Source organism: Streptomyces sp. bgisy027 (genome assembly GCF_057710365.1).
Genome location: NZ_JBYIVZ010000063.1, coordinates 35,362 through 57,597, shown reverse-complemented (window position 1 = coordinate 57,597; position 22,236 = coordinate 35,362). Strand labels below are relative to the sequence as shown.

Sequence of the window (22,236 nt, the reverse complement as noted above, 5' to 3'; positions counted from 1 at the left end):
TCGCCGCTCTCCAGCACCGCCATGGCCGCGTTGTGGCCCGGCACCCCGCTCACCCCTCCGCCGCGCACGGCGCCCGCGCCGCACAGCAGCACGTTCGCGTGGCGGGTCTCCACGCCCCAGCGGCCGGCGCCCTCCTGGGCGTACGGCCAGGAAAGGTCCCGGTGGAAGATGTTCCCGCCGGGCAGCCGCAGGTCGTGGTCCAGGTCCAGGGGGGTCTTCGCCTCGATGCAGGGGCGTCCCTCCTCGTCCGTCGCCAGGCAGTCGGCGATCGGTTCGGCGAGGTGGGCGTCGAGTTGGGCCAGCGTCGACTTCAGCAACTCCTCGCGTACGGCGTCGTTGTCGCGTGCGAAGAGCCGGGCCGGTGTGTGCAGCCCGAACAGGGTGAGGGTCTGGTAGCCCTGTTCGACGAGGTCGGGGCCGAGGATCGTCGGGTCCGTGAGCGAGTGGCAGTAGATCTCGGACGGCGGCGCGGCGGGGAGTTCACCGGCGGCGGCCTGCGCGTGGGCGGCGGCCAGTTGGTCGTAGCCCTCCGCGATGTGGAAGGTGCCGGCGAACGCCTCGCGCGGGTCGACGGAGCGGTCGCGCAGCCGGGGCAACCGCTTGAGCAGCATGTTCACCTTGAGCTGGGCGCCCTCGGCGGGGGCGGGCGGCGTGTCGCCGGTGAGGGCGGCCAGTACCTGCGGGGAGGCGTTGACCAGCACGTGGCCCGCGGCGGCGACTCCCTCGCCGTCCGCCGTGCGGTAGGTGACCTCGGCGTTGCGGCCGTCCGTGTCGATCCGTACCGCCTCGTGTCCGGTGACGATGACCGCGCCCGCCTCGCGTGCCGCCGTGGCCAGGGCGTCGGTGAGGGCGCCCATGCCGCCGACGGGGACGTCCCAGTCGCCGGTGCCGCCGCCGATCACGTGGTAGAGGAAGCAGCGGTTCTGTCTCAGCGAGGTGTCGTGGGCGTCGGCGAAGGTGCCGATCAGGGCGTCCGTGAGGACCACGCCCCGCACCAGGTCGTCCGTGAACCGCTCCTCGATCGCGACGCCGACGGGCTCCTCGAAGAGCAGCCGCCAGGCCTCATCGTCGGCCACCCGGCGGCGCAGTTCGTCACGGGTCGGCAGCGGCGCGGTGAGCGTCGGGAACACCCGTCGGGCGACCTCGCCGGTCATGCCGTAGAAGCGCTTCCATGCCTCGTATTCGCGCTCGCCGCCGGTCAGGCGGGCGAAGGCCTCCCGGGTGCGGTCCTCGCCGCCGCCCACCAGCAGTCCCGTCGGGCGGCCTGCCCGTTCCACCGGTGTGTACGAGGAGACGTCGCGCTTGCGCACCCGGAAGGTCAGGCCGAGGTCCCGCACGATCTTGTCGGGCAGCAGGCTGACCAGGTACGAGTAGCGGGAGAGCCGTGCGTCGACCCCGGCGAACGGCCGCGTGGACACCGCGGCGCCACCGGTGTGGTCCAGCCGCTCCAGCACCAGCACGGACCGCCCGGCCCGGGCCAGGTAGGCGGCGGCGACCAGACCGTTGTGGCCGCCGCCGACGATGACGACGTCGTACGTACCGTGTGCGGTGGTTCCCTCGTGTGCAGACATGGTTCTTGGTAACACGCGATGATCTAGGTCGGCCACAGGTGGGACGACCGGGCCTCCGTCACCGCCCCCCGGTCGCCCGCTGCTGCCGCAGTACCGCCACCCTGCGGTACAGCTCGACCGCCTCCGCGCCGCGGCCGAGCTGTTCGAGGCAGTGGGCCTCGTCGTTGCGGCTGGCGAGGGTGTCGGGGTGATCGGGGCCGAGGACGCGTTCGCGGGCGGCGGCCACCCTGCGGTACTCGGTGAGCGCGTCCGGCCAGCGGCCGAGCCAGCCGAGGCTCACCGCGACCTCACGGCGGCTGACCAGGGTGTCCGGGTGATCGGGGCCCAGCACCCGCTCCCGGATCGCGCAGACGTCGCGGGACTCGGCGAGGGCCTCCTCCCAGTGCCCGAGCCGGCCGAGGTTGACGCCGAGGCCGTGGCGGGCGCGCAGCGTCTCGGGGTGAGCGCCGCCGTGGACGCGGGTGCGGTCGTCGACGAGATCGCGGTAGAGGCGGAACGCCTCCGCGCTGCGTCCGAGGCGGCCGAGGCTGATGCCGACCTCGTAGCGGGCGGCGAGGGTGTCGGGGTGGTCGGGGCCCAGAGCCTGGGCGCGGGTCTCGGCGACTTCCCGGTAGGTCTGCAGTGCCTCCGCCCAGCGCCCCAACTGACCGAGTGCGTAGGCGACTTCGTAGCGGGTGACCAGAGTGTCGGGGTGGTGCGGGCCGAGGATGCGGGCGCGCGCGGCGGCGACCTCGTCGGCCATGCGGTACGAGTCCTCCAGGCGGCCGAGTCTGCTGAGGCTGAAGGCGAGGTTGTGGCGGCAGCGCAGCGTGTCGGGGTGATCGGTGCCCATGGTCCGCTCGCGGGCCGACAGTACCGACGTATAGACCTGGTGGGCATCGAAGTGACGGCCCAACTGGCCCAGCACGTACGCCATTTCCTGCCGGGCCGCGAGCGTCTCGGGGTGGTCCGGGCCGAGGGCGAGGCTGCGGGCGCGGGCGACGTGCTTGTACTCGCGCAGGGCGTCGGCGGCGCGGCCGGTGCGGCTCAGGGTGAAGGCGACCTCGTAGCGGCTGGCGAGGGCGTCGGGGTGGTCCGGGCCGAGGAGGTGCGCGCGCTCGGCGGCGACGGCCCGGTGCACCTCGCCCGCCTCGGTCCAGCGGCCCAGCCGGCCGAGGCTCAGCCCGGCGTTGTGCCGCCCGGTGAGCGCGGCCAGCGTCGCCGCGGACGGGGCGGGCCGCCCCTCGGGTAGTGCGCTCTCGGCGGGCCTGCCCGTGGCGGGCCGCGGGATCCACTCGCCGGTGAGCCCGGCCCCGGCGTCCGGGGGTGTGGTGCGCAGTCCGGCGCCGGTGGCCTTGTGGCCGGTGGTCATCCCGCGGGTCCAGGACGGCAGCCGGGGCTCGCGGGTCGCCGGCTCCGGGTCTGCGAGGGCGGGCTGCGGGGTCACCACGGTCGGCACGTACACGGGTGTCGTACGGCCCAGACCGATCCTTCGGCCCAGCTCCCGTCCGTCGTGCGGGCGTTCCTCGGGGCGCTTGGCCAGCAGATCGAGGATGACCTTCTCGAAGAACTCGGGCAGCTCGGCACGGTGGCTGCGCGGCGGGCGGGGCGGGGTGTCACGGTGGCCGACGAGGATCGCCCACGGGTCGTCGAGGTCGAACGGCGGCACCCCGGTGGCGATCTCGTACAGCACGCACCCGAGCGAGTACAGGTCGCTGCGCTGGTCCACCTCCTTGCCGCCGATCTGTTCCGGCGACATGTAGTGCGGGGTGCCCATCGCGATGCCGGTGCCGGTCAGCCGGGAGGTGAAGCCGATGTCGTGGGCGAGGCGCGCTATGCCGAAGTCGCAGATCTTCACCGTGCCGTCGGCGAGCCGCATGATGTTCGCCGGCTTCAGATCGCGGTGCACGATGCCCTGCTGGTGGGTGTAGGCGAGGGCGGCGGCGACCTGGTCGGCGATCTCCACGACGTCCGCGACGGGCAGCGGATGGTGCCTGTTGTCCTCCAGGAGCTGGCTGAGGTTGCGGCCCTGCAGCAGCTCCATGACCAGGAACAGTATGCCGTCGGACTCGCCGAAGTCGTGGACGACGGTGACGCCGCGGTGCTGGAGGGCCGCGGCCACCCGGGCCTCCCGGCGGAACCGCTCCCGCAGCACCCGGGTGAAGGACTGGTCGTGGTGGGGTCCGAGCGGCTTGAGGCACTTCACGGCGACCTGCCGGCCCAGCGACTCGTCGCGCGCACGCCACACCTCGCCCATACCGCCGCGCCCGATCGGATCGAGCAGCCGGTACCGGCCCTGGATCAGCCTGCTGTCCCCCATCTACCGCGCTCGCCCCCCGTGCTGGTCCGCCCGCCTTCCCCCGGCTCGTCCAGTATGGCGAGCTGTCGTCCGAGTTTGTACGGTGCCGGGCGCGAGCCGGGACCGAGTCGTGCCATGGCGCGGACAATGTGTTTGGGCGGCAGTTGCCAGCGCAGACGTGCGGGAATACAGCGCAGCAGGGTGCCCGTGGCACGCAACTTACGGGTGGCGGTGGCGGGTTCCGGGGCCGGTCGGCCGTACAGCTCGTGGGCGTATGGCGGCAGGGCGGCGTACGCCAGGTTCGCCACGCGCCGCCACAGCACCTCGCGCGCCGGGACGAGCAGCGGGTGCGTGGGCGGGCGGAGCAGGAAGTCGTCCACGGCGCGTGCCTCGGGTCCGCACGCGAGCTCGGGGCGCACCTTCTCGAAGTACGCAGCCGTCTCGGCCCGGTTCGCCGGCACGGCGTCCGGGTCGAGGCCCACCAGGCGGGCGCTTGCCCGGCGTTCGGATATGTACCGGTCGGCCTCGGCGTCGGTGAGGCGGAAGCCGGAGCGGCGTCCGACCTGGAGGTAGGAGAAGAGTCATGGCCCGCGTCGCGCAGATGGTCGCTAACGCCGGACCCTCGGCATCCCCAGACCGATCCACGAGATGATCTCCCGCTGGATCTCGTTGTTGCCGCCGCCGAAGGTGAAGATCACGGCGGAGCGGTAGCCGCGTTCCAGTTCGCCGTGGAGGACGGCGCCCGCCGAGCCCTCCTTCAGGGCCCCCGGTGCGGCGACGATCTCCATCAGCCAGGCGTAGGCGTCGCGGCGGGCCTCGGAGCCGTAGACCTTGACGGCGGAGGCGTCCTGCGGGGTGAGTGTGCCGTCCTGGACGGCGCTGACCATCTGCCAGTTGAGGAGCTTGAGGGCGTCGAGCTTCGTGTGGGTCTGCGCGAGGCGGCGGCGCACCCAGGGCAGGTCGATCACCCGGCGGCCGTCGGCGAGTTTGGTCCCCATCGCCCAGCGCTGGACGTCGTGCAGGGCGCGGATGGCCATGGTGCCGTGCGCGGCGAGGGTGACGCGCTCGTGGTTGAGCTGGTTGGTGATCAGTCGCCAGCCCTGGTTCTCGGCGCCGACGCGGCGGGAGACGGGGACCCGGATGTTCTCGTAGTAGCTGGCGGTGGTGTCGTGCGAGGCGAGGGTGTTGATGAGGGTGCAGGAGTACCCGGGGTCGGTGGTGGGGACGAGGAGCATGGTGATGCCCTTGTGGGGCGGGGCGTCGGGGTCCGTGCGGGTCGCAAGCCAGACCCAGTCGGCCGTGTCGCCGTTGGTGGTCCAGATCTTCTGGCCGTTGACGACGTACTCGTCGCCGTCACGTACCGCGCGCGTCTTCAGGGACGCCAGGTCGGTGCCCGCCTCCGGCTCGCTGTAGCCGATCGCGAAGTCGATCTCGCCGGAGAGGATCTTCGGCAGGAAGTACGACTTCTGCTCGTCCGTGCCGTACTGCATGATCGTCGGGCCGACGGTGTTGAGCGCCATCAGGGGCAGCGGTACGCCCGCCTGGGCGGCCTCGTCGAAGAAGATGAACTGTTCGATGGTGGTCAGTCCGCGCCCGCCGTACTCCTTGGGCCAGCCCATCCCGAGCCAGCCGTCGCCGCCGAGCCGGCGGATCGTGCCGCGGTAGTGGCGTTTCTGCGCTGCCGGGTCGGTGAAGCGGGTCTGTGCGAGGTCCGGCACCAGTTCGGCGAAGTAGTCGCGCAGTTCGCTGCGCAGCCGCTGCTGCTCGGGCGTGTATTCCAGATGCACGGCGCCTCCAGGCTCCCCAAGGGCGGTCCTGACGGCGCACACCGTAGAACGTGTTCCAGAAATTGGGAACGGTCAGGCGAGGGTCCCCATGAACTCGGTACAGGCCCGCGCGCACCTGCGGCACGCCTCGGCCGTCTCCTCGCCGCCGGGAAACGCGTCGAAAGCGTGCGCGCACTCGACGCACACCGACCGGCACCACTCCAGCTGGGCGCGGATCGCGGCCTCGTCGAGGAGGTTCTGCTCGGACAGCACATGGCAGGTCGCGTCGCAGACCTCCGCGCACATGATGCCCTTGCGCCGCAGGGCTTCCATCTCCCCGGTCCCGTCCGGATCCACCAGACTCGCGCGCAGGGCACAGGCGCGGGCGCAGTCGGTACAGGCCTGGGCGCAGGTGAAGCGGTCCTCCAGGAACTGGACGAGCTGTTGCTGGGATGTCGTCGTCACACGGGCCGGGTAGCCGGAGGGGATGGGGCCAAACCCGGGTTTCCGCGGCGTCCGGGGCTCACTCGCCCTGCGCGAACCTCCGCGCGAGGTCGCGATGGTGCTCCGCCGCCCGGCCCGCCTGCGCCCCCGTGACGACGGCGCCCGGCATCGCGCCCAGCCGCTCGATCTGCTCGGCGAGACGGACGTGCTGGTCGTGGCCGTGCTCGCGGCAGGTCAGGCAGGTGACGCTCTCCGGCCGTGCGGAGGTCATCGCGTACGGCACCCGCAGCCCACAGCCGGTGGCGACCGTGTCCGGCAGGTCACCGGCCAGGCCGAACGTGCCGGCCAGCAGATTGCGCACCCGGGCGTCGTACTGGGACACCCGTCGGTCGACGTGGATGTGTGGATCGGCACCGTCCATGAGCCCATCCTGCCCGGCCGCCGGCCGTCCGCCCATGTGCGGTCGTGACCGGTTGTCCGGGGTGCGGCACGCGTCGACGGTCAGTACGGTGCTGTTCGATGCTGTTGGGGTGTTCGGGCACGATGCGGGAGGCGGCATGAGCGGCGACAGGGCGAAGAGGCTGCCCCGCAAGGAGTACGAGAGGGAACTGCTGCGCCTCCAGACGGAGTTGGTGCGGCTTCAGGAGTGGGTGCGGGCGACGGGCGCGCGGCTGGTGGTGGTCTTCGAGGGGCGGGACGCGGCCGGCAAGGGCGGCACCATCAAACGCGTCACGGAGCACCTCAACCCACGCGTCGCCCGGATCGCGGCCCTGCCCAAGCCCACGGAGCGCGAGCGCAGCCAGTGGTACTTCCAGCGGTACGTCGAGCATCTGCCGGCCGCCGGGGAGATCGTGCTGTTCGACCGCAGCTGGTACAACCGGGCCGGTGTCGAGCACGTCATGGGGTTCTGCACCAAGGAGGAGTACCAGCTCTTCCTGCGCCAGTGCCCCATCTTCGAGCGGATGCTGGTGGAGGACGGGATCCTGCTGCGCAAATACTGGTTCTCGGTGAGCGACGAGGAGCAGCAGGAGCGTTTCCGCCGTCGGCTGGAGGACCCCCTGCGCCGCTGGAAACTGTCCCCGATGGACCTGAAGTCCATCACCCACTGGGAGGACTACTCGCGGGCCAAGGACGAGATGCTGGTGCACACCGACGTCAGCGAGGCGCCCTGGTACGTGGTCGAGAGCGACGACAAGCGCAGGGCGCGGCTGAACATGATCGCCCATCTGCTGGGGTCGGTGCCGTACCAGGACGTGCCCCCACCGGTTCTGGAGCTGCCCGAACGGCCGGAGTCGACCGGCTACCGCCGGCCGCCGCGCGAGCTCCAGAACTACGTCCCCGACCACGCGGCGAATCTCTGAGCCTCACGCCTCCTCGGTGCGCACCACGGCCACCGGGCACTCGGCGTGATGGAGCACCGCCTGGCTGACCGAGCCCAGGAGCAGCCCGGCGAAACCGCCCCGCCCGCGCGCCCCGACCACCACGAGGCCGGCGTCCGCGCTGGCCTTGATGAGAGAGTGCCGCACCCGTCCGCGCACCAGCCTGCGGACCACTTCGACGTCGGGATACCGGTCGCCCAGCCCGCCCAGCGCCTCGGCGAGCACCCGCTCCTCCTCGTCCCGCAGCCGGTCCTCGTCGTACGTCACGAACGGCGGGTCGGCGGGAGCGCCGTAAGCGCGCTCGTTCCGCTCGCTCCAGGCGTGCAGCGCCTCCAGCCGTACGCCGTGCAGGGAGGCGTGGGCGAAGGCGAATTCGACCGCGCCGCGCGCCGCGGGCGAGCCGTCGACGGCCAGGAGAACGGGGCCGGCCGGGTTGGGTCTGCGGCGCACCACGAGCACCGGGCAGGCGGCGTGCGCGGCCATGTGTCCCGCGGTGGAGCCGAGCATCAGCGCGCCGAACCGGCTCAGTCCCCGGCTGCCGACGACGGCCAGGGACGCGGTGCGCGACTCGATCTCCAGGACCGTGATCGGCTCTCCGACGACGACCTCGCGGGTGATGTCGACGCCGGGTCCCGCTTCGTGCGCCCGCTGATGGGCCTCGGTGAGCGTGCCGTCGATCAGCTCACGCAGCCCCGCGGCGCTGCTGGGTTCCCAGGGCCGTCCGCCGGGCGGGATGTGCGCGCCGGGCCGGCCGAAGGCGTGCACCAGCCGCAGGCCTACGCCCCGCAGCCCGGCCTCGCGCGCCGCGACCTCCACGGCCGCCATGCTCGACGACGAGCCGTCCACCCCTACGACAACCGGGCCGATCATCGCGTCCCCCTTTCCGTGCCGTCCGCGGATGCCGGGCGGCCTGTGCGGGCCGGGACCGGGGAGCGGCGCGCGCCGGGATCCCGAAGGTGCCGTACGGCCGCACGGCACCTTCGCCGACCGATCCGCACCACGGCCGCCCCGGCCGAGCCCGACGACCGCCGTCCTCCCAGCCTCCCCCCACCGGCCGCATTCCGCACCGGCCCGGACCCACCGGCCCGGGCCGAAGGACAACGCAACCCGCACGACCTGGACCGCCCCGGAGCGGGCCGACCGCGCGACCGCCCGCAGGGCTCCGCGCGGGACCGACCCGGCCCGCCCACGCCGCCCGCCCACGCCGCCCGGCCCGCCCGCACCGGTCCCGCCCCTCAGTCCGGCAGCACCAGTCGCCCTTTCTCCCCCGGCTGGAGGGACACCTCGCGGTCCGGGAGGCGTACGTCGATCGGTGAGGCGTCGGAGGACGGGACCTCGATCTCCAGCAGGCCGTGCTCCAGACGGAGCCGTACGCCCCAGTTGTGCTGGTAGAGCAGGGCGAAGCCGTAGGTGGACAGCTCGGGCATCGGCACGGGGTCGAGCCACAGGGCGCCGCCCCGGGTCTCCAGGCCGGTCAGTCCGCGCTGGACGAGGTCGAGGGTGCCGGCCATGGCGCCCAGGTGGATGCCCTCGCCGGTGGTGCCGCCCTGGACGTCGGCGATGTCGCCCTGGAGGGCCTCCTGGACGAACTTCCATGCCTCGCTGCGTCGGCACCGGGCCAGCACCCAGCCGTGGACGAGACCGCTGAGGGTGGAGCCGTGGCTGGTGCGGTGCATGTAGTAGTCGACGGTGCGCCGCCACATGTCCTCGTCCAGCCGGTGGCCCAACCGCCGGAACAGGCCTCCCAGCTCGGCCGGTGCGAAGAGATAGCCGAGCATCAGGACGTCGGCCTGTTTGGATGCCTTGTAGCGGTTGACGGTGTCGCCCTCCGCCTCCAGGATCCGGTCCAGCCGCCGGATGTCGCCGTACCGGCTCCGGTAACCGTGCCAGTCGAGTTCGGACAGCTCGCCGTAGCCCTCGAACTGGCTGATGACGTCGTCGTGGAAGGGCACGTGCAGCGTGTGCGACACGTCCTCCCAGAGTTCGAGTTCGCCGGCGGTCAGGCCGGTGCGCTCGGCGAGTTCGCGGCGGCGGGGCTCGGGCAGGGTGTCCAGCAGTTCCAGGGTGCGCGCGAGCACCCAGGTCGCCGTGACGTTGGTGTAGGCGTTGTCGTCCAGGCCGGGCCCGTCGGCGTCCGGGTACGCCTCGTGGTACTCGTCGGGGCCGACGACACCCCTGATGCGGTAGCGCCCCAGGGCGTCGTCGTGGACGGCCTTGTCACCCCAGAAGCGGGCGATCTGCAACAGCATCTCGGCGCCTTTGGTGTGCCGGAACTCCATGTCGCCGCTCGCCTCGCAGTACTGCCACACGTTGTAGGCGATCGCCGATCCCACATGGTGCTGGAGATGGGAGTGGTCGGGCAGCCAGCGTCCCGAGCGCGGGTTGAGGTGCAACTGCTGGGTCTCCTCGCGTCCGTCGCTGCCGCTCTGCCACGGGTACATCGCGCCACGGCGGCCGGCGGCCGCGGCGGCGGTACGGGCCTGTTCGAGGCGGCGGTGGCGGTAGCGGAGCAGCGCGCGCGAGACCTCCGGGAAGTGCAGGTTGAGGTAGGGCAGCACGAACAGCTCGTCCCAGAAGACATGGCCGCGGTATGCCTCGCCGTGCAGTCCCCGGGCGGGCACGCCGACATCGAGGTCGGCGGTGTGCGGGGAGAGGGTCTGCAGGACGTGGAAGAGGTGCAGGCGCAGGATGCGGCCCGACTCGCCGGGTACGTCGAGTTCGGCCCGGCGCCAGAGCTGGTTCCAGGCCGCGCGGTGCCACGTGGCGAGCGCGTCGAAGTCGGGGGAGCGGCCGACCCGGTCGACGGCGGCGTGCAGCGGGTCGCTGATCGCCGGGTCGCGGGACGTGTGCAGGGCGACGGTCTTGTCGACGGTGACGGTGCGGCCGGCCTCCAGGTCGATCGTCAACTGCTGGATGACATGCGGAAGTTCATGCCGCACCACGATCGGTGTGTCCGCGCTGAGGCGGGCCGCGAGGCCGATCCGGACGTCGGAGGTGCGGGTGCGGCAGCGCAGCCAGACCGTGTCCGGGGCGGAGGTGCCGGTGTGGATGTGGGTCAGATGGCGGCCGTCGAGGTCCCGGTAGCGCGCCACGCCGGAGTTGGTGACCCCGCCGTCCAGGGCGGCCTCCACCTCCAGCGGGCCGGAGAACCCATCGACCGTGAACTCGGTACGGAGGGCGGCCACATGTGGGTCGGCCATATGCACCATCCGAAGCTGACGTACCATCAACACACGGTCGCCGCCGAGGTCGTAGCGTGTACGGCGCTCCAGCAGCCCTTCGGCCAGGTGCAGCATCTGCCGGTGTTCGAGGACGTCGGCGGTGTCGGGGTCGATCCAGGGCCCCTCGGGGATGCGGAAGCGCAGGGGCAGCCAGTTCGGGACGTTGACCATGTCCTCGTTCTCCACCTGGCGGCCCGAGACGTCCGAGGTGAGCCGGTTGTAGATGCCGGCCACATAGGTCCCCGGGTAGTGGACGTCGTCGGCGGTGCACTCGGGGAGCGCGCCCCGGGTGGCGAAGTAGCCGTTGCCGAGCACGCACAGGGACTCGCGCAGACGCTCGTCGGCGGGTGTGTAGCCGGCGTACTCCCAGCTCCAGCCGTCCACTTCGGTTTCCGTGCCCGGATCCATCGCCTCGGCCTGCCTGCCCGGCTCGGTCACTTCGCCTCCCCTCCCGCACAGAGTTCTCCGAGATCGCGTACGACGATGTCGGCGCCGTGCCGCAGCAGCCGCGCCCCCGTGTCCGCCCCGGCGGCCCGGTCCACGCCGACCACCAGGGCGAATCCGCCGCGCCGGCCGGCCTCCACGCCCGCCAGGGCGTCCTCGACGACGGCGGCCCGGTCGGCGGTCACTCCGAGCCGGCGCACCGCCTCCAGGAACAGGTCGGGCTGCGGCTTGCCCGCGAGGCCCAGCCGGGCCGCCTCATCGCCGTCCACCAGGGTGTCGAACAGTTCGAGCACACCCGCCCGGCTCAGCAGCTCACCCGCGTGCCGGGACGCGGAGGCGGCGGCTCGGGGCACGCCCGCCGCGCGCAGTGCCCGCACCAGCCGTACGGTGCCCGGGTAGGCGTCGACGCCCTGATCGCGCAGCCGCGCGGTGAAGAGGCGCTCCTTGGCCTCGGCGACGGTCCGGACGGTCTCCTGCGAGGTGTCGATGCCGCGCGCGGCGAGGAAGGCGGCGGCTCCGTCGAGGCGGGACCTGCCGTCCACGTGGCGCAGGTAGTCGTCCCGCACGTCGAAGGGGTGTCGCTGGTCGGGGTCGGCGGGCGGATGGGCGCGCAGGTAGTCGTCGAAGGCGGCCTTCCATGCCGCGGCATGCACCTTCGCGGAGTCGGTGATCACGCCGTCGGTGTCGAAGACGACCGCACGCACGTCCCGCAGGGCGGGCGCGAGCAGGCTCACGGAAGGGTCGGGGGTGACCCGGGATCCGCCCGCACCGGAGGGCCGCCGCACGGTCACGACCGCTGGGGCGGGACGGGACGCGGTCGGCGCACGGGGCGCCGTCGCGCGGCTACGGCGTCCGGGGGACGCCCGGCCGGCTCAGGACCATGGAATGCAAGGCGCACGGCCTCCCCACCTCCGCTCGACGGTTCACCCGCGCCCGGCGGGCTCCGGTCATGGGTACCCGTCCCGCCCATGTTGTCACCTCTGCGCCCTCATGAAGGGACGAACGGGGCCTGGCGCAGCCGCCGCCGGCATGGTGTGCTGGAGGTGACGGGAAGGACCCGGACAGGCGCGGGGAAGCGGTTCACGGCCGCGCACCGCGCAATCAGGATCCGCGAGAAGTGGATGGGGCCCTTCCCGCCCCCGTGTGCCGTGTCAGTCGCCCCGGTACAGGGCCGTCAGCAGCTCGATCGCCGCCTGTGCGGCGGGATGCGGGTCGTCGCGCCACCAGGCGAGCCGTACGGCGATGGGTTCGGCGTCCCGGACCGGCCGGTAGACCACACCGGGGCGCGGGTACTGGTGGGCGGTCGCCTCGGCGGTCATGCCGAGGCAGCGGCCGGTGGAGATCACCGTGAGCCAGTCGTCGACGTCGTGCGTCTCCTCGATCGCCGGACGCGAGTCGGGCGGCCAGAGGTCGGTGGTCGTGGTGCCGGTACGGCGGTCGACGACGAGGGTGCGCCCGCTGAGGTCGGCCAGCCGGACCGAGCGGCGCCTGGCCAGGGGGTCGTCGGCGGCCACCGCGCACAGTCGCCGCTCCAGTCCCACGATGGCGGAGTCGAACCGCCGGTCGTCCACCGGCTTGCGCACGACCGACAGGTCGCAGGCACCCTCGGCGAGTCCCGCGGTGGAGGAGTTGGCGCGTACGAGCTGCAGGTCGGTCCCCGGGTGGGCGGCGGCCCAGCGGCGCTGGAAGGCCGGGGTGTGCCTGCCGAGCGCCGCCCAGGCGTAGCCCATGCGCAGGCGGGCGTGCCCGGAGGTCGCCTCCCGGACCAGGCCGTCCACCTCGCCGAGCACTCGGCGGGCGTGCGCCAGGACGCGCAGACCGGTCCCGGTCGGGGTCACCTCGCGGGAGGTGCGCCGCAGCAGCCGGACGCCCAGAGCACGTTCGAGGGAGGCCAGCGAGCGGGAGACGGCGGCCTGGGAGACGCCGAGGGCAATCGCGGCGTCGGTGAAGGTGCCCTCGTCGACGATCGCGACGAGACAGCGCAGCTGCTTCAGCTCGACATCCATGACTCAAGCGTATAGATGGTCGGGGGAACGCATTTTGCGCAAGGATGGGGCGGTCCCACGATCGGCGTATGCGCACCCGCCCCGCTCCCGCCGCGCCGACGCGCGCGATGCCGTCGGCCATCTCCGCACCGGCCATCTCCGCACCGGCCGCCTCCGAACCGGGCGGCGGCCGTCTGGCCGGTGTGGCCACGATGGTCGGCAGTGGTCTGTCCAACCAGACCGGCGCCGCGATCGGCTCCCTCGCCTTTCCCGTGCTCGGCCCGGTCGGTGTCGTCGCCGTGCGCCAGTACGTGGCCGCCCTGGTCCTGGTCGCCGTCGGCAGACCGCGGCTGCGGTCGTTCACCTGGGCCCAGTGGTGGCCGGTGCTGCTGCTGGCCCTGGTGTTCGGCACCATGAACCTCTCGCTGTACTCGGCGATCGAGCGCGTCGGCCTCGGCCTGGCCGTCACCCTTGAGTTCCTCGGCCCGCTCACCATCGCGCTGGCGTCCTCGCGGCGCCGTGTGGACGTGGGCTGCGCGGTGATCGCCGCGGCCTCAGTCGTCACGCTGATGCGCCCGCGGCCCTCGACCGACTACCTCGGCATGGCCCTGGGCCTGCTGGCGGCCGCCTGCTGGGCGTCGTACATCCTGCTCAACCGCACCGTCGGCCGACGTGTGGCCGGGGCGCAGGGCGCGGCGGCCGCGGCCGGTGTCTCGGCCGTGATGTTCCTGCCGATCGGCATCGCCGTGGCCGTCCGGCATCCGCCCACGGTCGCCGCCGTCGCCTGCGCGGTCGCTGCCGGGGTCCTGTCCTCGGCCGTGCCGTATCTCGCGGACCTGTTCGCCCTGCGGCACGTCCCGCCCCGGGCGTTCGCCCTGTTCATGAGCGTCAACCCGGTCCTCGCGGCCCTGGTCGGCTGGATCGGCCTCGGCCAGGGCCTGGGCGCACCGGAGTGGGCGGCCATCGGGGCCGTCGTCGCCGCCAACGCGCTGAGCATGGCGACGTCCCGGAGTTGAGCCCCCTCCGCGGCGCGGTCGGCCGCGGAGCACGTACCGTGCACCAGATCACGGGCCATGCCCTCCCGCATGCCGCAAGCGGGCGGGCGTGCACGTGACCTTCGTTGCCGTAAGCGCGATACTTCGGACAGCAGGGCTCCGGCGACGACATCCACCACGACCACCGACACCTGACGTCCCGCCGCCACGGCGGCCGTCGATCCGGCACCCGCCCGCCGGGACCCTCCCCGACCGCTCGGGACCGCCCACCTCGACAACCGGCTCCACCCGTTCCGACCTCGGCGGACGCAGGTCGGAGGGACCGCCGTTCACATCACCAGGAGGCACCCATGAAGATGCTGATCAACGTCGCGGAGAACGTGGTCGCGGACGCGCTGCGCGGGATGGCCGCCGCTCATCCCGAGCTGGTCGTCGATGTGGACAACCGGGTGATCGTACGGCGGGACGCCCCCGTGGAGGGCAAGGTCGCGCTCATCTCCGGCGGCGGGTCGGGGCACGAGCCGCTGCACGGCGGATTCGTGGGTCGGGGCATGCTGTCGGCGGCCTGTCCGGGCGAGGTGTTCACCTCCCCGGTGCCCGACCAGATGGCGCGGGCGGCGGCCGCCGTGGACAGCGGGGCCGGCGTGCTGTTCATCGTCAAGAACTACACGGGCGACGTCCTCAACTTCGACATGGCCGCCGAGCTCGCCGAGGACGAGGGCATCCAGGTCGCGAAGGTGCTCGTCAACGACGACGTGGCCGTGACCGACAGCCTCTACACCGCCGGGCGGCGCGGCACGGGTGCGACGCTGTTCGTGGAGAAGATCGCGGGCGCGGCGGCGGACGAGGGGCAGCCGCTGGAGCGGGTGGAGGCGATCGGCCGCCAGGTCAACGAGAACTCCCGCAGCTTCGGTGTCGCCCTCAGCGCCTGCACCACGCCCGCCAAGGGCAGCCCCACCTTCGATCTGCCGCCGGGCGAGCTGGAGTTGGGCATCGGCATTCACGGCGAACCCGGCCGGGAGCGGCGGGCGATGATGACGTCGCACGAGATCGCCGACTTCGCGGTGGGCGCCGTCCTGGACGACATGACCCCGCGCAATCCCGTCCTCGTGCTCGTCAACGGCATGGGCGCGACACCGCTGTTGGAGCTGTACGGCTTCAACGCCGAGGTCCAGCGGGTGCTCGCCGAGCGCGGAGTCGCCATCGCCCGCACCCTGGTCGGCAACTACGTCACCTCGCTCGACATGGCCGGTGCCTCGGTCACGCTGTGCCAGGTCGACGAGGAGCTGCTGCGGCTGTGGGACGCGCCGGTGAGCACACCCGGGCTGCGGTGGGGCATGTGATCCGGAGTCGGACGATCCGAGGCCGGACGATCCGGGACCGGACGATCACAACACACCTGTCACGCAAGGAGATCCAGTGCTCGACGCCGCGTTCTTCCGCCGTTGGATGACGGCCACAGCCGCCTCCGTCGACCGTGAGGCGGAACGGCTCACCGCTCTCGACTCACCCATCGGGGACGCCGACCACGGCAGCAACCTCCAGCGCGGTTTCACCGCCGTGACGGCCGCGGTGACGAAGGAGGACCCGCAGACACCGGGCGCGGTCCTGACCCTCGCCGGCCGACAGCTCATCTCGACCGTCGGCGGGGCGTCGGGGCCGCTGTACGGGACCCTGCTGCGCCGGACCGGCAAGGCGCTCGGGGACGTCGGCGAGGTGAGCGAGACCCAGTTCGCCGAGGCGCTGCGGGCGGGCGTGGACGCCGTCATGACGCTCGGTGGCGCGGCCCCCGGCGACAAGACCATGATCGACGCTCTGGTGCCGGCGGTGGACGCGCTCGGCGACGGTTTCGTCGCGGCGCGGGCCGCGGCCGAGGAGGGCGCCCTGGCGACGACGCCGTTGCAGGCCCGCAAGGGACGGGCGAGTTATCTCGGGGAGCGCAGCATCGGTCATCAGGATCCCGGGGCCACGTCCTCGGCGCTGCTGATCGCGGGCCTCGCGGAGGCCGTCGATGAGTGACGCCAAGGACGAGCAGTTGGTGGGCATCGTGCTGGTCTCGCACAGCGCGCAGGTGGCCGCGTCGGTGGCCGAGCTGGCGCAGGGGCTCGCGGGCGGCGGCACGGCGGTGCCGGTGGCCCCGGCGGGCGGCACCGAGGGCGGCGAGCTCGGCACCAGCGCCGAACTCATCGCCGCGGCGGCGGCCTCCGTGGACCGCGGCGCCGGGGTCGCGGTCCTCACCGACCTGGGCAGTGCGGTCCTCACGGTGAAGGCGCTGCTCGCCGAGGGCGACGAACTCCCGGACAACACCCACCTGGTGGACGCCCCGTTCGTCGAGGGCGCGGTGGCCGCGGTCGTCACCGCGTCCACCGGGGCCGACCTGGCGGCGGTGGAGGCGGCGGCCGCGGAGGCGTACACGTACCGGAAGGTGTGAGGCGGGCCGCGCAGTACGAGGGCGGGACGCAGGGCGGTCAGCGGCCGGCGCCGCTCCGAGCTCCTCCCCCCGTACCGCACCTTCCGCCGCAACACTCGGCGCCGACCGCAGAGTTGCCGTCAGTTCGGCCTCTGCGGTCGCGCGGTCGGGGCCGGTGTCCGCGGTGTGCCGCGCATGTGCTCCACGGTCGCGCGCAGGGCCGTCTCACTCACTCGGCGCCGACGAACTTCTTCGCCAGCCGCTGCCCGGCCGCGGCGGCGGCCGGGGCGTCCTCGATCGGTGTCACCCGCGAGTTCTTGAAGACGATGTAGGTGACGCCGGAGGCCGTGCCGCCGCGTCGGGGGTCGGGCGGGATGCCCAGGGCCTTGGCGGTGGCGTACGAAGCCTCGCCGATGATGTCGCGCGGGCCGACGTCGCCGACGACCGCGTACTGCACCCGGCCCCCGTACACGACGGCCGCGACCGAGCCGCCGCGGATGCCATGGGCGCGGTAGTCCCAGATGCCGCTGGGCGTGGGCACGACAATGTACGGCAGGTGCTCGGCGCTCAGATAGCGGCCGTCGGACTGCCGGAAGGCCGTGGAGCCGGAGAAGTACGGGTCGGTGGCGCTGTTGCAGTGGCCGGTGGACTGCCCGTCGCAGTCGATGTCCATGTCGGCCTTCCAGAACACGGCGTCGCTGCGCCCGCACACCGGGATCGTCGCGGCCGAACCGCTGTCGCTGCGATAGCGCCCTTGGGAGACCGCCGTGCAGTCGCGCACCTTCGCCAGCAGGTCAGCGGCGCTGACGGCGGCTTCGATCTGGGTCTCCGGCCCGCCCAGGGGGTCGGGGGGATCGGGCGGTGGTGTCGTGGGGGCGAGCAGTGCGGCACTCGCCGCAGCCAGCGTCAACGACTGTATACGCACGATTCGGGACCCTCTCGCCGGGGACACTGACACGCGTCGGACTCCGCCGAACGCTCAGTCCAATGTGGTGGCGCCCGGATCATGCTGCCACCACAGGGGTCCGTACGGTGCACACCCCGACGACACGACGGCGAGTCCCCGGCGCTCCGCCAGAGGCCGGGAGCCCGGGCCCGCGATGGACCCCGGCCCCCCGGCCACCCGCGTCCGGCACCGGATCAGCGACGACAGCGGCCCGCGCCGGGACGGCATGAACTCACCATCCCTCAGGGAGAGTTCAGCCGCGAGGAGCTTCAGCATACGTAATCCTCCGGGCGGGACACCAACGACCGGTGGGTCACACGCGATCGCCGGGGTCACCGGCGCCCGCCCTCTTGATGTGATCGCGTCAGCCGCGTCATATTGGTCCGGACCATTGCCGCGAAGGCCGCCCCCGGGAGGCAGAGTCGTGCGACGCGTTCTCGTACTCGTATCCGCCGTGTGCGCGGCGCTCGCGCTGCTCTCCTCGTGTGCCTGGAGCGGGGCCGACGGGGAGGACGGCGGACGGCTGCCCGGGGCGCCCACGGGTGTCACGGCCGCCGCGGGCAGCGCGACCAGCGTGCACGTCATGTGGAACGCGGTCCCGGCGGAACGCGGCATCAAGGTCTACGAGGTGTACCGGGGCCCCACCAAGGCCAAGGAAGTGCCGGGTGCCGAGCACATGGTGGATGTCACCATGCTGAAGCCGTCCACCAGTTACGTGTTCACTGTGCGGGCCCGTGACGAGGACGGACGTCTCGGGCCGCCGAGCAAGGCGGTCCGCGCGACCACCCCCAAGGCCGTGGCCGCCGACCGCTCGGCCCCGACCCGCCCGGGGAAGGCCGACGGACGTGCGGTCGGCAGTCGGGCGGTCCAGCTGTCGTGGTCACCGGCCACGGACGACCGGGACGTGGTGTCGTACGACATCCATCAGGGCGGGGCGAAGATCCACAGTGTGGGCGGGAACCAGACGGCGACCGTCGTCACCGGGCTCAGGCCCGGCACCCGCTACTCGTTCACCGTCCGTGCCCGGGACGCCGCCGACAACCTCTCGCCGCCGACGGCGGCCGTTCGCCTCACCACACCGGGCACCGACGACGGGCGTGGCACCGCGCCCACCGGGTTCGAGGCGAAGACGACCCATCGTTCCGACGGGGCGTACTACCTCGAACTGAACTGGGTGCCGCCGCGCACCGACGGCGTCGTCACGGAGTACCAGATCCAGCTCGACGGCCGTGCGGCGACCTCGCTGGTGTACGGCGGGAGCGCGCCGCGCGAGCGGGCCACGTACAGCTTCTACCTTGGCCCGGAGCGCGGCGTGAGCCACCGGGTGCGGCTCCGGGGCCGGCTGCCGGACGGCACCTGGGGCGGCTTCTCGACGGAGCTGATGGTGACGACCGGGGCCGGGGGCTGACGGGACCCCCGAAGCGCGGGCCCGATGTCCCCCGGATGCAGCAGCCCATCACCTGTCCGGGCGACGCCCGCATGCGGCGGCGCCCCGGGCCGCGTTGGCTACCCCTGAGGCAGCACGGGCGTTCCCGACCCTCGGCGGCGCAACGGACGTACCGCCGACCGTGCCGCCGGAGGGCATTCACATGCGCAACTCATCGCTCTTCCTCCGCTCGGGCCTTACCGTGGCAGCCGCCTCCGCACTCTCCTTCCTCGTGGCCGCCGGCCCGGCCGAGGCCCAATCGGGCATCTCCGTGAGCACCACGGGATCCACGGTCTCCGTCACCACCCGCGCCTGCACGAACGTCAACGGCAGCTGGGGCACCGCCTCGCTCCTCAACAGCCGCCAGGCGAACTTCTCGCAGGGACGTCAGGTGTCCCTGTCGGGGACGACCGCGCTGCAGTCGGCGGCATGGTCGAACGTGAGCGCCGGCACCTACACCGTCATCGTCATCTGCTCGGACGGCACGACGGCGGGCACCCAGTCCGTCATCGTCTCGCCCAGCGTCAGGCCCACGATCTCGGCCACGGCCTCGCCGTCGCGCGGTGTGATGGGCGGCGTGGGCGGCGGCAGCCAGGACTACGGCACGCTGACACTGGTGGGCGGCGGGCTCCTGGTGGGCACGGGCGTCGCGGCCACGGCCTGGTACCTGCGCCGCAGGACGTCGAAGCCGTACCGCCTCTGACTCCGCGAGCGGGCGCCCGGCCGGGCGCCGGGTCCCGCGCGGCTCACGCCGTCCCGTGTCCCGGCAGTTCGGCGAACTCGTCCAGGGCATGCGTGAGCCACTGGATCCAGAAGGTCTCCAGATCGAGGCCCGCACGCAGCACCAGGTGTCGCAGCCGGTCCTGCGAGCTGTCCTTGCCGGGCGGGAAGTCGCGCTTGTCGATCTCCTCGTACTCGGCCAACTGCCGCTGGTGCAGGGCGAGATGGCGCCGCAGGTCGGCTTCGATCCCATCGGTCCCGACGACGGCCGCGGCGCGCATCCGCAGCAGCAGGGTGTCGCGGTGCGGCCGCGGATCCTGGGAGGCGGCCGTCCAGCGGGCCAGTTCGGCGCGGCCCGCGGGCAGGACTTCGTAGCTCTTCTTCTGCCCACGGGCCGGCTGCTGCGCCGGCAGGGTCCGGATGAACCCCTCGGCCTCCAGCTTTCCCAGCTCGCGATAGATCTGCTGGTGCGTCGCCGACCAGAAGTACCCGATCGACTTGTCGAACCGGCGGGTCAGCTCCAGCCCCGACGAAGGCTTTTCGAGCAGGGCGATGAGGATCGCGTGCGGGAGGGACATGGGGTCATCCTAGGGACGTGCGGCCGCCGCCTCGCGACCGCGCCCGTTCGTCTACAGGCTGGCCGCCAGCTCGGTGCCCTGCTTGATGGCCCGCTTGGCGTCCAGTTCGGCTGCCACGTCGGCACCGCCGATGAGGTGCGCGCTGTGTCCGGCGGCGACCAGTTCCTCGTACAGATCGCGGCGCGGCTCCTGGCCGGTGCACAGCACGATCGTGTCGACGGGGAGGACCGTGCTGTCCTCGCCGGCGGTGACATGCAGTCCGGCGTCGTCGATGCGGTCGTAGCGCACGCCCGGGATCATGGTGACGCCGCGGTGCTTGAGCTCGGTGCGGTGGATCCAGCCGGTGGTCTTGCCGAGGCCCGCGCCGACCTTGGTGGTCTTGCGCTGGAGCAGGTAGACGGTGCGCGGCGGCGCGGGGCGCTCGGGAGCGGCGAGGCCGCCGGGTCCCGTGTAGTCCATGTCGACGCCCCAGTGCCGGAAGTACGTCGCGGGGTCCTCGCTCGCCTTGTCGCCGCCGTCGGTGAGGAACTCGGCGACGTCGAAGCCGATGCCGCCGGCGCCGAGGACGGCGACGCGCCGGCCGACGGGGGCGCCGTCGCGCAGGACGTCGAGGTAGCCCACCACGCTGGGGTGGTCGATGCCGGGGATGTCCGGGGTGCGCGGCGTGACGCCGGTGGCGACGACCACCTCGTCGTAGGCGGCGAGGTCACCGGCCGACACCCAGGTGTTGAGCCGTACGGCCACGCCCTGCCAGTCGAGTTGGTGGCGGAAGTAGCGCAGGGTCTCGTCGAACTCCTGCTTGCCGGGGACCTTGCGGGCGACGTTCAGCTGGCCGCCGATCTCACCGGCGGCGTCGAACAGCGTGACGTCGTGGCCGCGTTCGGCTGCGCTGACGGCACAGGCCATTCCGGCGGGCCCGGCGCCCACGACCGCGACGCGCTTGCGCAGCCGGGTCGGCGAGAGCGTCAGCTCGGTCTCGTGGCAGGCGCGCGGGTTGACCAGACAGGAGGTGATCCTGCCGCTGAAGGTGTGGTCGAGGCAGGCCTGGTTGCAGCCGATGCAGGTGTTGATGGCCTCGGGGCGGCCGGCGGCGGCCTTGGCGACGAAGTCGGCGTCGGCGAGCATCGGACGGGCCATCGACACCATGTCCGCGCAGCCGTCGGCCAGCAACTCCTCGGCCAGTTCGGGGGTGTTGATGCGGTTGGTGGTGACGAGCGGGACGGACACCTCGCCCATCAGGCGCTTGGTGACCCAGGTGTAGGCGCCGCGGGGGACGGAGGTGGCGATGGTCGGGATGCGCGCCTCGTGCCAGCCGATGCCGGTGTTGATGATCGTCGCACCGGCGGCCTCGACGGCCTTGGCGAGCGTGATCACCTCGTCCAGCGTGGAGCCGCCCGGGACCAGGTCCAGCATGGACAGCCGGTAGACGATGATGAAGTCCTCGCCGACGGCCTCGCGGACCCGCCGTACGATCTCGACCGGGAAACGCATGCGGTTCTCGTACGAGCCGCCCCAGCCGTCGGTGCGGTGGTTGGTCCGGGTCGCGATGAACTCGTTGATGAGGTAGCCCTCGGAGCCCATGATCTCCACGCCGTCGTAGCCGGCCTGCCGGGCGAGGCGGGCGGCGCGGGCGTAGTCGTCGATGGTCCGCTCGATGTCGGTGTCGCTGAGCTCGCGCGGCGGGAAGGGGCTGATCGGCGCCTGGAGCGGGCTCGGGGCGACGAGGTCCTGGTGGTAGGCGTAGCGGCCGAAGTGCAGGATCTGCATCGCGATCCGGCCGCCCTCGCGGTGCACGGCCTCGGTGACGACCTTGTGCTGCTCGGCCTCCGCGTCGGTGGTGAGCCTGGCGCCGCCCTCGTAGGGCCGGCCCTCGTCGTTGGGGGCGATGCCGCCGGTGACGATGAGGCCCACTCCCCCGCGGGCACGCTCCGCGTAGAAGGCGGCCATGCGCTCGAAGCCGCGCTCGGCCTCCTCCAGGCCGACGTGCATGGAGCCCATGAGGACGCGGTTGGGCAGCGTGGTGAAGCCCAGGTCCAGCGGGCTCAGCAGGTGCGGGTAACGGCTCATCGGGGC

Annotated in this window: 19 protein-coding genes and 1 pseudogene; 7 read left to right on the top strand and 13 right to left on the bottom strand. The window is 72.7% G+C overall.

What is annotated here, in order from left to right:
• From AC3ETA_RS41195 to AC3ETA_RS41170, 6 genes and pseudogenes are all read right to left on the bottom strand, one after another.
• The coding region (locus AC3ETA_RS41195) for a phytoene desaturase family protein (protein WP_432198030.1) at positions 1 to 1,571 on the bottom strand (1,571 nt) is incomplete at its 3' end.
• A 58-nt stretch (positions 1,572 to 1,629) separates the two neighbouring features.
• Positions 1,630 to 3,870 (bottom strand): serine/threonine-protein kinase, encoded by a 2,241-nt coding sequence (locus AC3ETA_RS41190; RefSeq protein WP_432198029.1) that lies wholly within the window; start codon positions 3,868 to 3,870, stop codon positions 1,630 to 1,632.
• Positions 3,852 to 4,424, bottom strand: a pseudogene (locus AC3ETA_RS41185) (oxygenase MpaB family protein); the annotation flags it as partial. The pseudogene AC3ETA_RS41185 and the gene AC3ETA_RS41190, both read right to left, overlap by 19 nt.
• Before the next feature lie 33 nt (positions 4,425 to 4,457).
• The gene (locus AC3ETA_RS41180; protein ID WP_432198028.1) at positions 4,458 to 5,636 is read right to left on the bottom strand and encodes an acyl-CoA dehydrogenase family protein; all 1,179 of its coding nucleotides are present in this window, start codon (positions 5,634 to 5,636) and stop codon (positions 4,458 to 4,460) included.
• Positions 5,637 to 5,708: 72 nt separating this feature from the next.
• Positions 5,709 to 6,080, bottom strand: coding sequence for a four-helix bundle copper-binding protein (locus tag AC3ETA_RS41175; protein ID WP_432198027.1), 372 nt, complete (start codon positions 6,078 to 6,080; stop codon positions 5,709 to 5,711).
• A gap of 58 nt (positions 6,081 to 6,138) precedes the next feature.
• Positions 6,139 to 6,480 carry a hypothetical protein gene (locus AC3ETA_RS41170; protein ID WP_432198026.1) on the bottom strand — a complete coding sequence of 114 codons (342 nt, stop codon included), beginning with the start codon at positions 6,478 to 6,480 and terminating at the stop codon, positions 6,139 to 6,141.
• Between the two features lie 136 nt (positions 6,481 to 6,616).
• Between AC3ETA_RS41170 and ppk2 the strand changes: the two genes are divergently transcribed.
• Positions 6,617 to 7,420 carry a polyphosphate kinase 2 gene (gene ppk2, locus AC3ETA_RS41165; protein WP_432198025.1) on the top strand — a complete coding sequence of 268 codons (804 nt, stop codon included), beginning with the start codon at positions 6,617 to 6,619 and terminating at the stop codon, positions 7,418 to 7,420.
• A 3-nt stretch (positions 7,421 to 7,423) separates the two neighbouring features.
• On the opposite strand, the gene AC3ETA_RS41160 is transcribed toward ppk2, so the two are convergent.
• From AC3ETA_RS41160 to AC3ETA_RS41145, 4 genes are all read right to left on the bottom strand, one after another.
• Positions 7,424 to 8,308: a universal stress protein gene (locus AC3ETA_RS41160; protein ID WP_432198024.1), complete on the bottom strand. Its 885-nt coding sequence runs from the start codon at positions 8,306 to 8,308 to the stop codon at positions 7,424 to 7,426.
• A 365-nt stretch (positions 8,309 to 8,673) separates the two neighbouring features.
• On the bottom strand, positions 8,674 to 11,067 hold the full coding sequence (locus AC3ETA_RS41155) for a glycoside hydrolase family 65 protein (RefSeq protein ID WP_432198031.1): 2,394 nt from the start codon (positions 11,065 to 11,067) through the stop codon (positions 8,674 to 8,676).
• A gap of 26 nt (positions 11,068 to 11,093) precedes the next feature.
• Positions 11,094 to 11,837 (bottom strand): HAD family hydrolase, encoded by a 744-nt coding sequence (locus tag AC3ETA_RS41150; protein WP_432198023.1) that lies wholly within the window; start codon positions 11,835 to 11,837, stop codon positions 11,094 to 11,096.
• A gap of 417 nt (positions 11,838 to 12,254) precedes the next feature.
• The gene (locus AC3ETA_RS41145) at positions 12,255 to 13,109 is read right to left on the bottom strand and encodes a LysR family transcriptional regulator (RefSeq protein WP_432198022.1); all 855 of its coding nucleotides are present in this window, start codon (positions 13,107 to 13,109) and stop codon (positions 12,255 to 12,257) included.
• A gap of 68 nt (positions 13,110 to 13,177) precedes the next feature.
• On the opposite strand from AC3ETA_RS41145, the gene AC3ETA_RS41140 reads away from it, so the two are divergent.
• The 4 genes from AC3ETA_RS41140 (at position 13,178) to AC3ETA_RS41125 (ending at position 16,514) form a co-directional block, all read left to right on the top strand.
• Positions 13,178 to 14,104, top strand: coding sequence for an EamA family transporter (locus AC3ETA_RS41140; RefSeq protein WP_432198021.1), 927 nt, complete (start codon positions 13,178 to 13,180; stop codon positions 14,102 to 14,104).
• 329 nt (positions 14,105 to 14,433) lie between these two features.
• Positions 14,434 to 15,426 carry a dihydroxyacetone kinase subunit DhaK gene (gene dhaK, locus AC3ETA_RS41135; RefSeq protein ID WP_432198020.1) on the top strand — a complete coding sequence of 331 codons (993 nt, stop codon included), beginning with the start codon at positions 14,434 to 14,436 and terminating at the stop codon, positions 15,424 to 15,426.
• A 76-nt stretch (positions 15,427 to 15,502) separates the two neighbouring features.
• On the top strand, positions 15,503 to 16,102 hold the full coding sequence (dhaL, locus tag AC3ETA_RS41130) for a dihydroxyacetone kinase subunit DhaL (RefSeq protein WP_432198019.1): 600 nt from the start codon (positions 15,503 to 15,505) through the stop codon (positions 16,100 to 16,102).
• Complete coding sequence (locus AC3ETA_RS41125) at positions 16,095 to 16,514, top strand: PTS-dependent dihydroxyacetone kinase phosphotransferase subunit DhaM (protein WP_432198018.1); 420 nt, start codon at positions 16,095 to 16,097, stop codon at positions 16,512 to 16,514. The genes dhaL and AC3ETA_RS41125 overlap by 8 nt, the downstream gene beginning before the upstream one ends.
• A 208-nt stretch (positions 16,515 to 16,722) precedes the next feature.
• Here the strand turns inward: AC3ETA_RS41125 and AC3ETA_RS41120 are convergent, their stop codons facing one another.
• A complete protein-coding gene (locus AC3ETA_RS41120; RefSeq protein ID WP_432198017.1) occupies positions 16,723 to 17,418 on the bottom strand; it encodes a glycoside hydrolase family 75 protein in 696 nt (231 codons plus the stop codon).
• Positions 17,419 to 17,863: 445 nt separating this feature from the next.
• Here AC3ETA_RS41120 and AC3ETA_RS41115 point away from each other — a divergent pair, with 445 nt between their 5' ends.
• Complete coding sequence (locus AC3ETA_RS41115) at positions 17,864 to 18,847, top strand: fibronectin type III domain-containing protein (protein WP_432198016.1); 984 nt, start codon at positions 17,864 to 17,866, stop codon at positions 18,845 to 18,847.
• 181 nt (positions 18,848 to 19,028) lie between these two features.
• Complete coding sequence (locus tag AC3ETA_RS41110) at positions 19,029 to 19,568, top strand: hypothetical protein (RefSeq protein WP_432198015.1); 540 nt, start codon at positions 19,029 to 19,031, stop codon at positions 19,566 to 19,568.
• 43 nt (positions 19,569 to 19,611) lie between these two features.
• Here AC3ETA_RS41110 and AC3ETA_RS41105 read toward each other — a convergent pair whose 3' ends face one another.
• Together AC3ETA_RS41105 and AC3ETA_RS41100 are read right to left on the bottom strand one after the other, a co-directional pair.
• The gene (locus tag AC3ETA_RS41105; protein WP_432198014.1) at positions 19,612 to 20,163 is read right to left on the bottom strand and encodes a PadR family transcriptional regulator; all 552 of its coding nucleotides are present in this window, start codon (positions 20,161 to 20,163) and stop codon (positions 19,612 to 19,614) included.
• A 51-nt stretch (positions 20,164 to 20,214) separates the two neighbouring features.
• Positions 20,215 to 22,230 (bottom strand): oxidoreductase, encoded by a 2,016-nt coding sequence (locus AC3ETA_RS41100; protein WP_432198013.1) that lies wholly within the window; start codon positions 22,228 to 22,230, stop codon positions 20,215 to 20,217.
• Between the last annotated feature and the right edge of the window lie 6 nt (positions 22,231 to 22,236).

Bases quoted from the DNA above. Each gene is read 5' to 3' on its own strand.
- AC3ETA_RS41125 (WP_432198018.1), top strand. From the start codon at position 16,095: ATGAGTGACGCCAAGGACGAGCAGTTGGTGGGCATCGTGCTGGTCTCG.
- AC3ETA_RS41105 (WP_432198014.1), bottom strand. From the start codon at position 20,163: ATGTCCCTCCCGCACGCGATCCTCATCGCCCTGCTCGAAAAGCCTTCG.
- AC3ETA_RS41170 (WP_432198026.1), bottom strand. From the start codon at position 6,480: ATGGACGGTGCCGATCCACACATCCACGTCGACCGACGGGTGTCCCAG.
- AC3ETA_RS41145 (WP_432198022.1), bottom strand. From the start codon at position 13,109: ATGGATGTCGAGCTGAAGCAGCTGCGCTGTCTCGTCGCGATCGTCGAC.
- dhaK (WP_432198020.1), top strand. From the start codon at position 14,434: ATGAAGATGCTGATCAACGTCGCGGAGAACGTGGTCGCGGACGCGCTG.
- AC3ETA_RS41155 (WP_432198031.1), bottom strand. From the start codon at position 11,067: ATGGATCCGGGCACGGAAACCGAAGTGGACGGCTGGAGCTGGGAGTAC.
- AC3ETA_RS41110 (WP_432198015.1), top strand. From the start codon at position 19,029: ATGCGCAACTCATCGCTCTTCCTCCGCTCGGGCCTTACCGTGGCAGCC.
- AC3ETA_RS41190 (WP_432198029.1), bottom strand. From the start codon at position 3,870: ATGGGGGACAGCAGGCTGATCCAGGGCCGGTACCGGCTGCTCGATCCG.
- AC3ETA_RS41140 (WP_432198021.1), top strand. From the start codon at position 13,178: ATGCGCACCCGCCCCGCTCCCGCCGCGCCGACGCGCGCGATGCCGTCG.
- AC3ETA_RS41100 (WP_432198013.1), bottom strand. From the start codon at position 22,230: ATGAGCCGTTACCCGCACCTGCTGAGCCCGCTGGACCTGGGCTTCACC.
- AC3ETA_RS41160 (WP_432198024.1), bottom strand. From the start codon at position 8,308: ATGATCGGCCCGGTTGTCGTAGGGGTGGACGGCTCGTCGTCGAGCATG.
- ppk2 (WP_432198025.1), top strand. From the start codon at position 6,617: ATGAGCGGCGACAGGGCGAAGAGGCTGCCCCGCAAGGAGTACGAGAGG.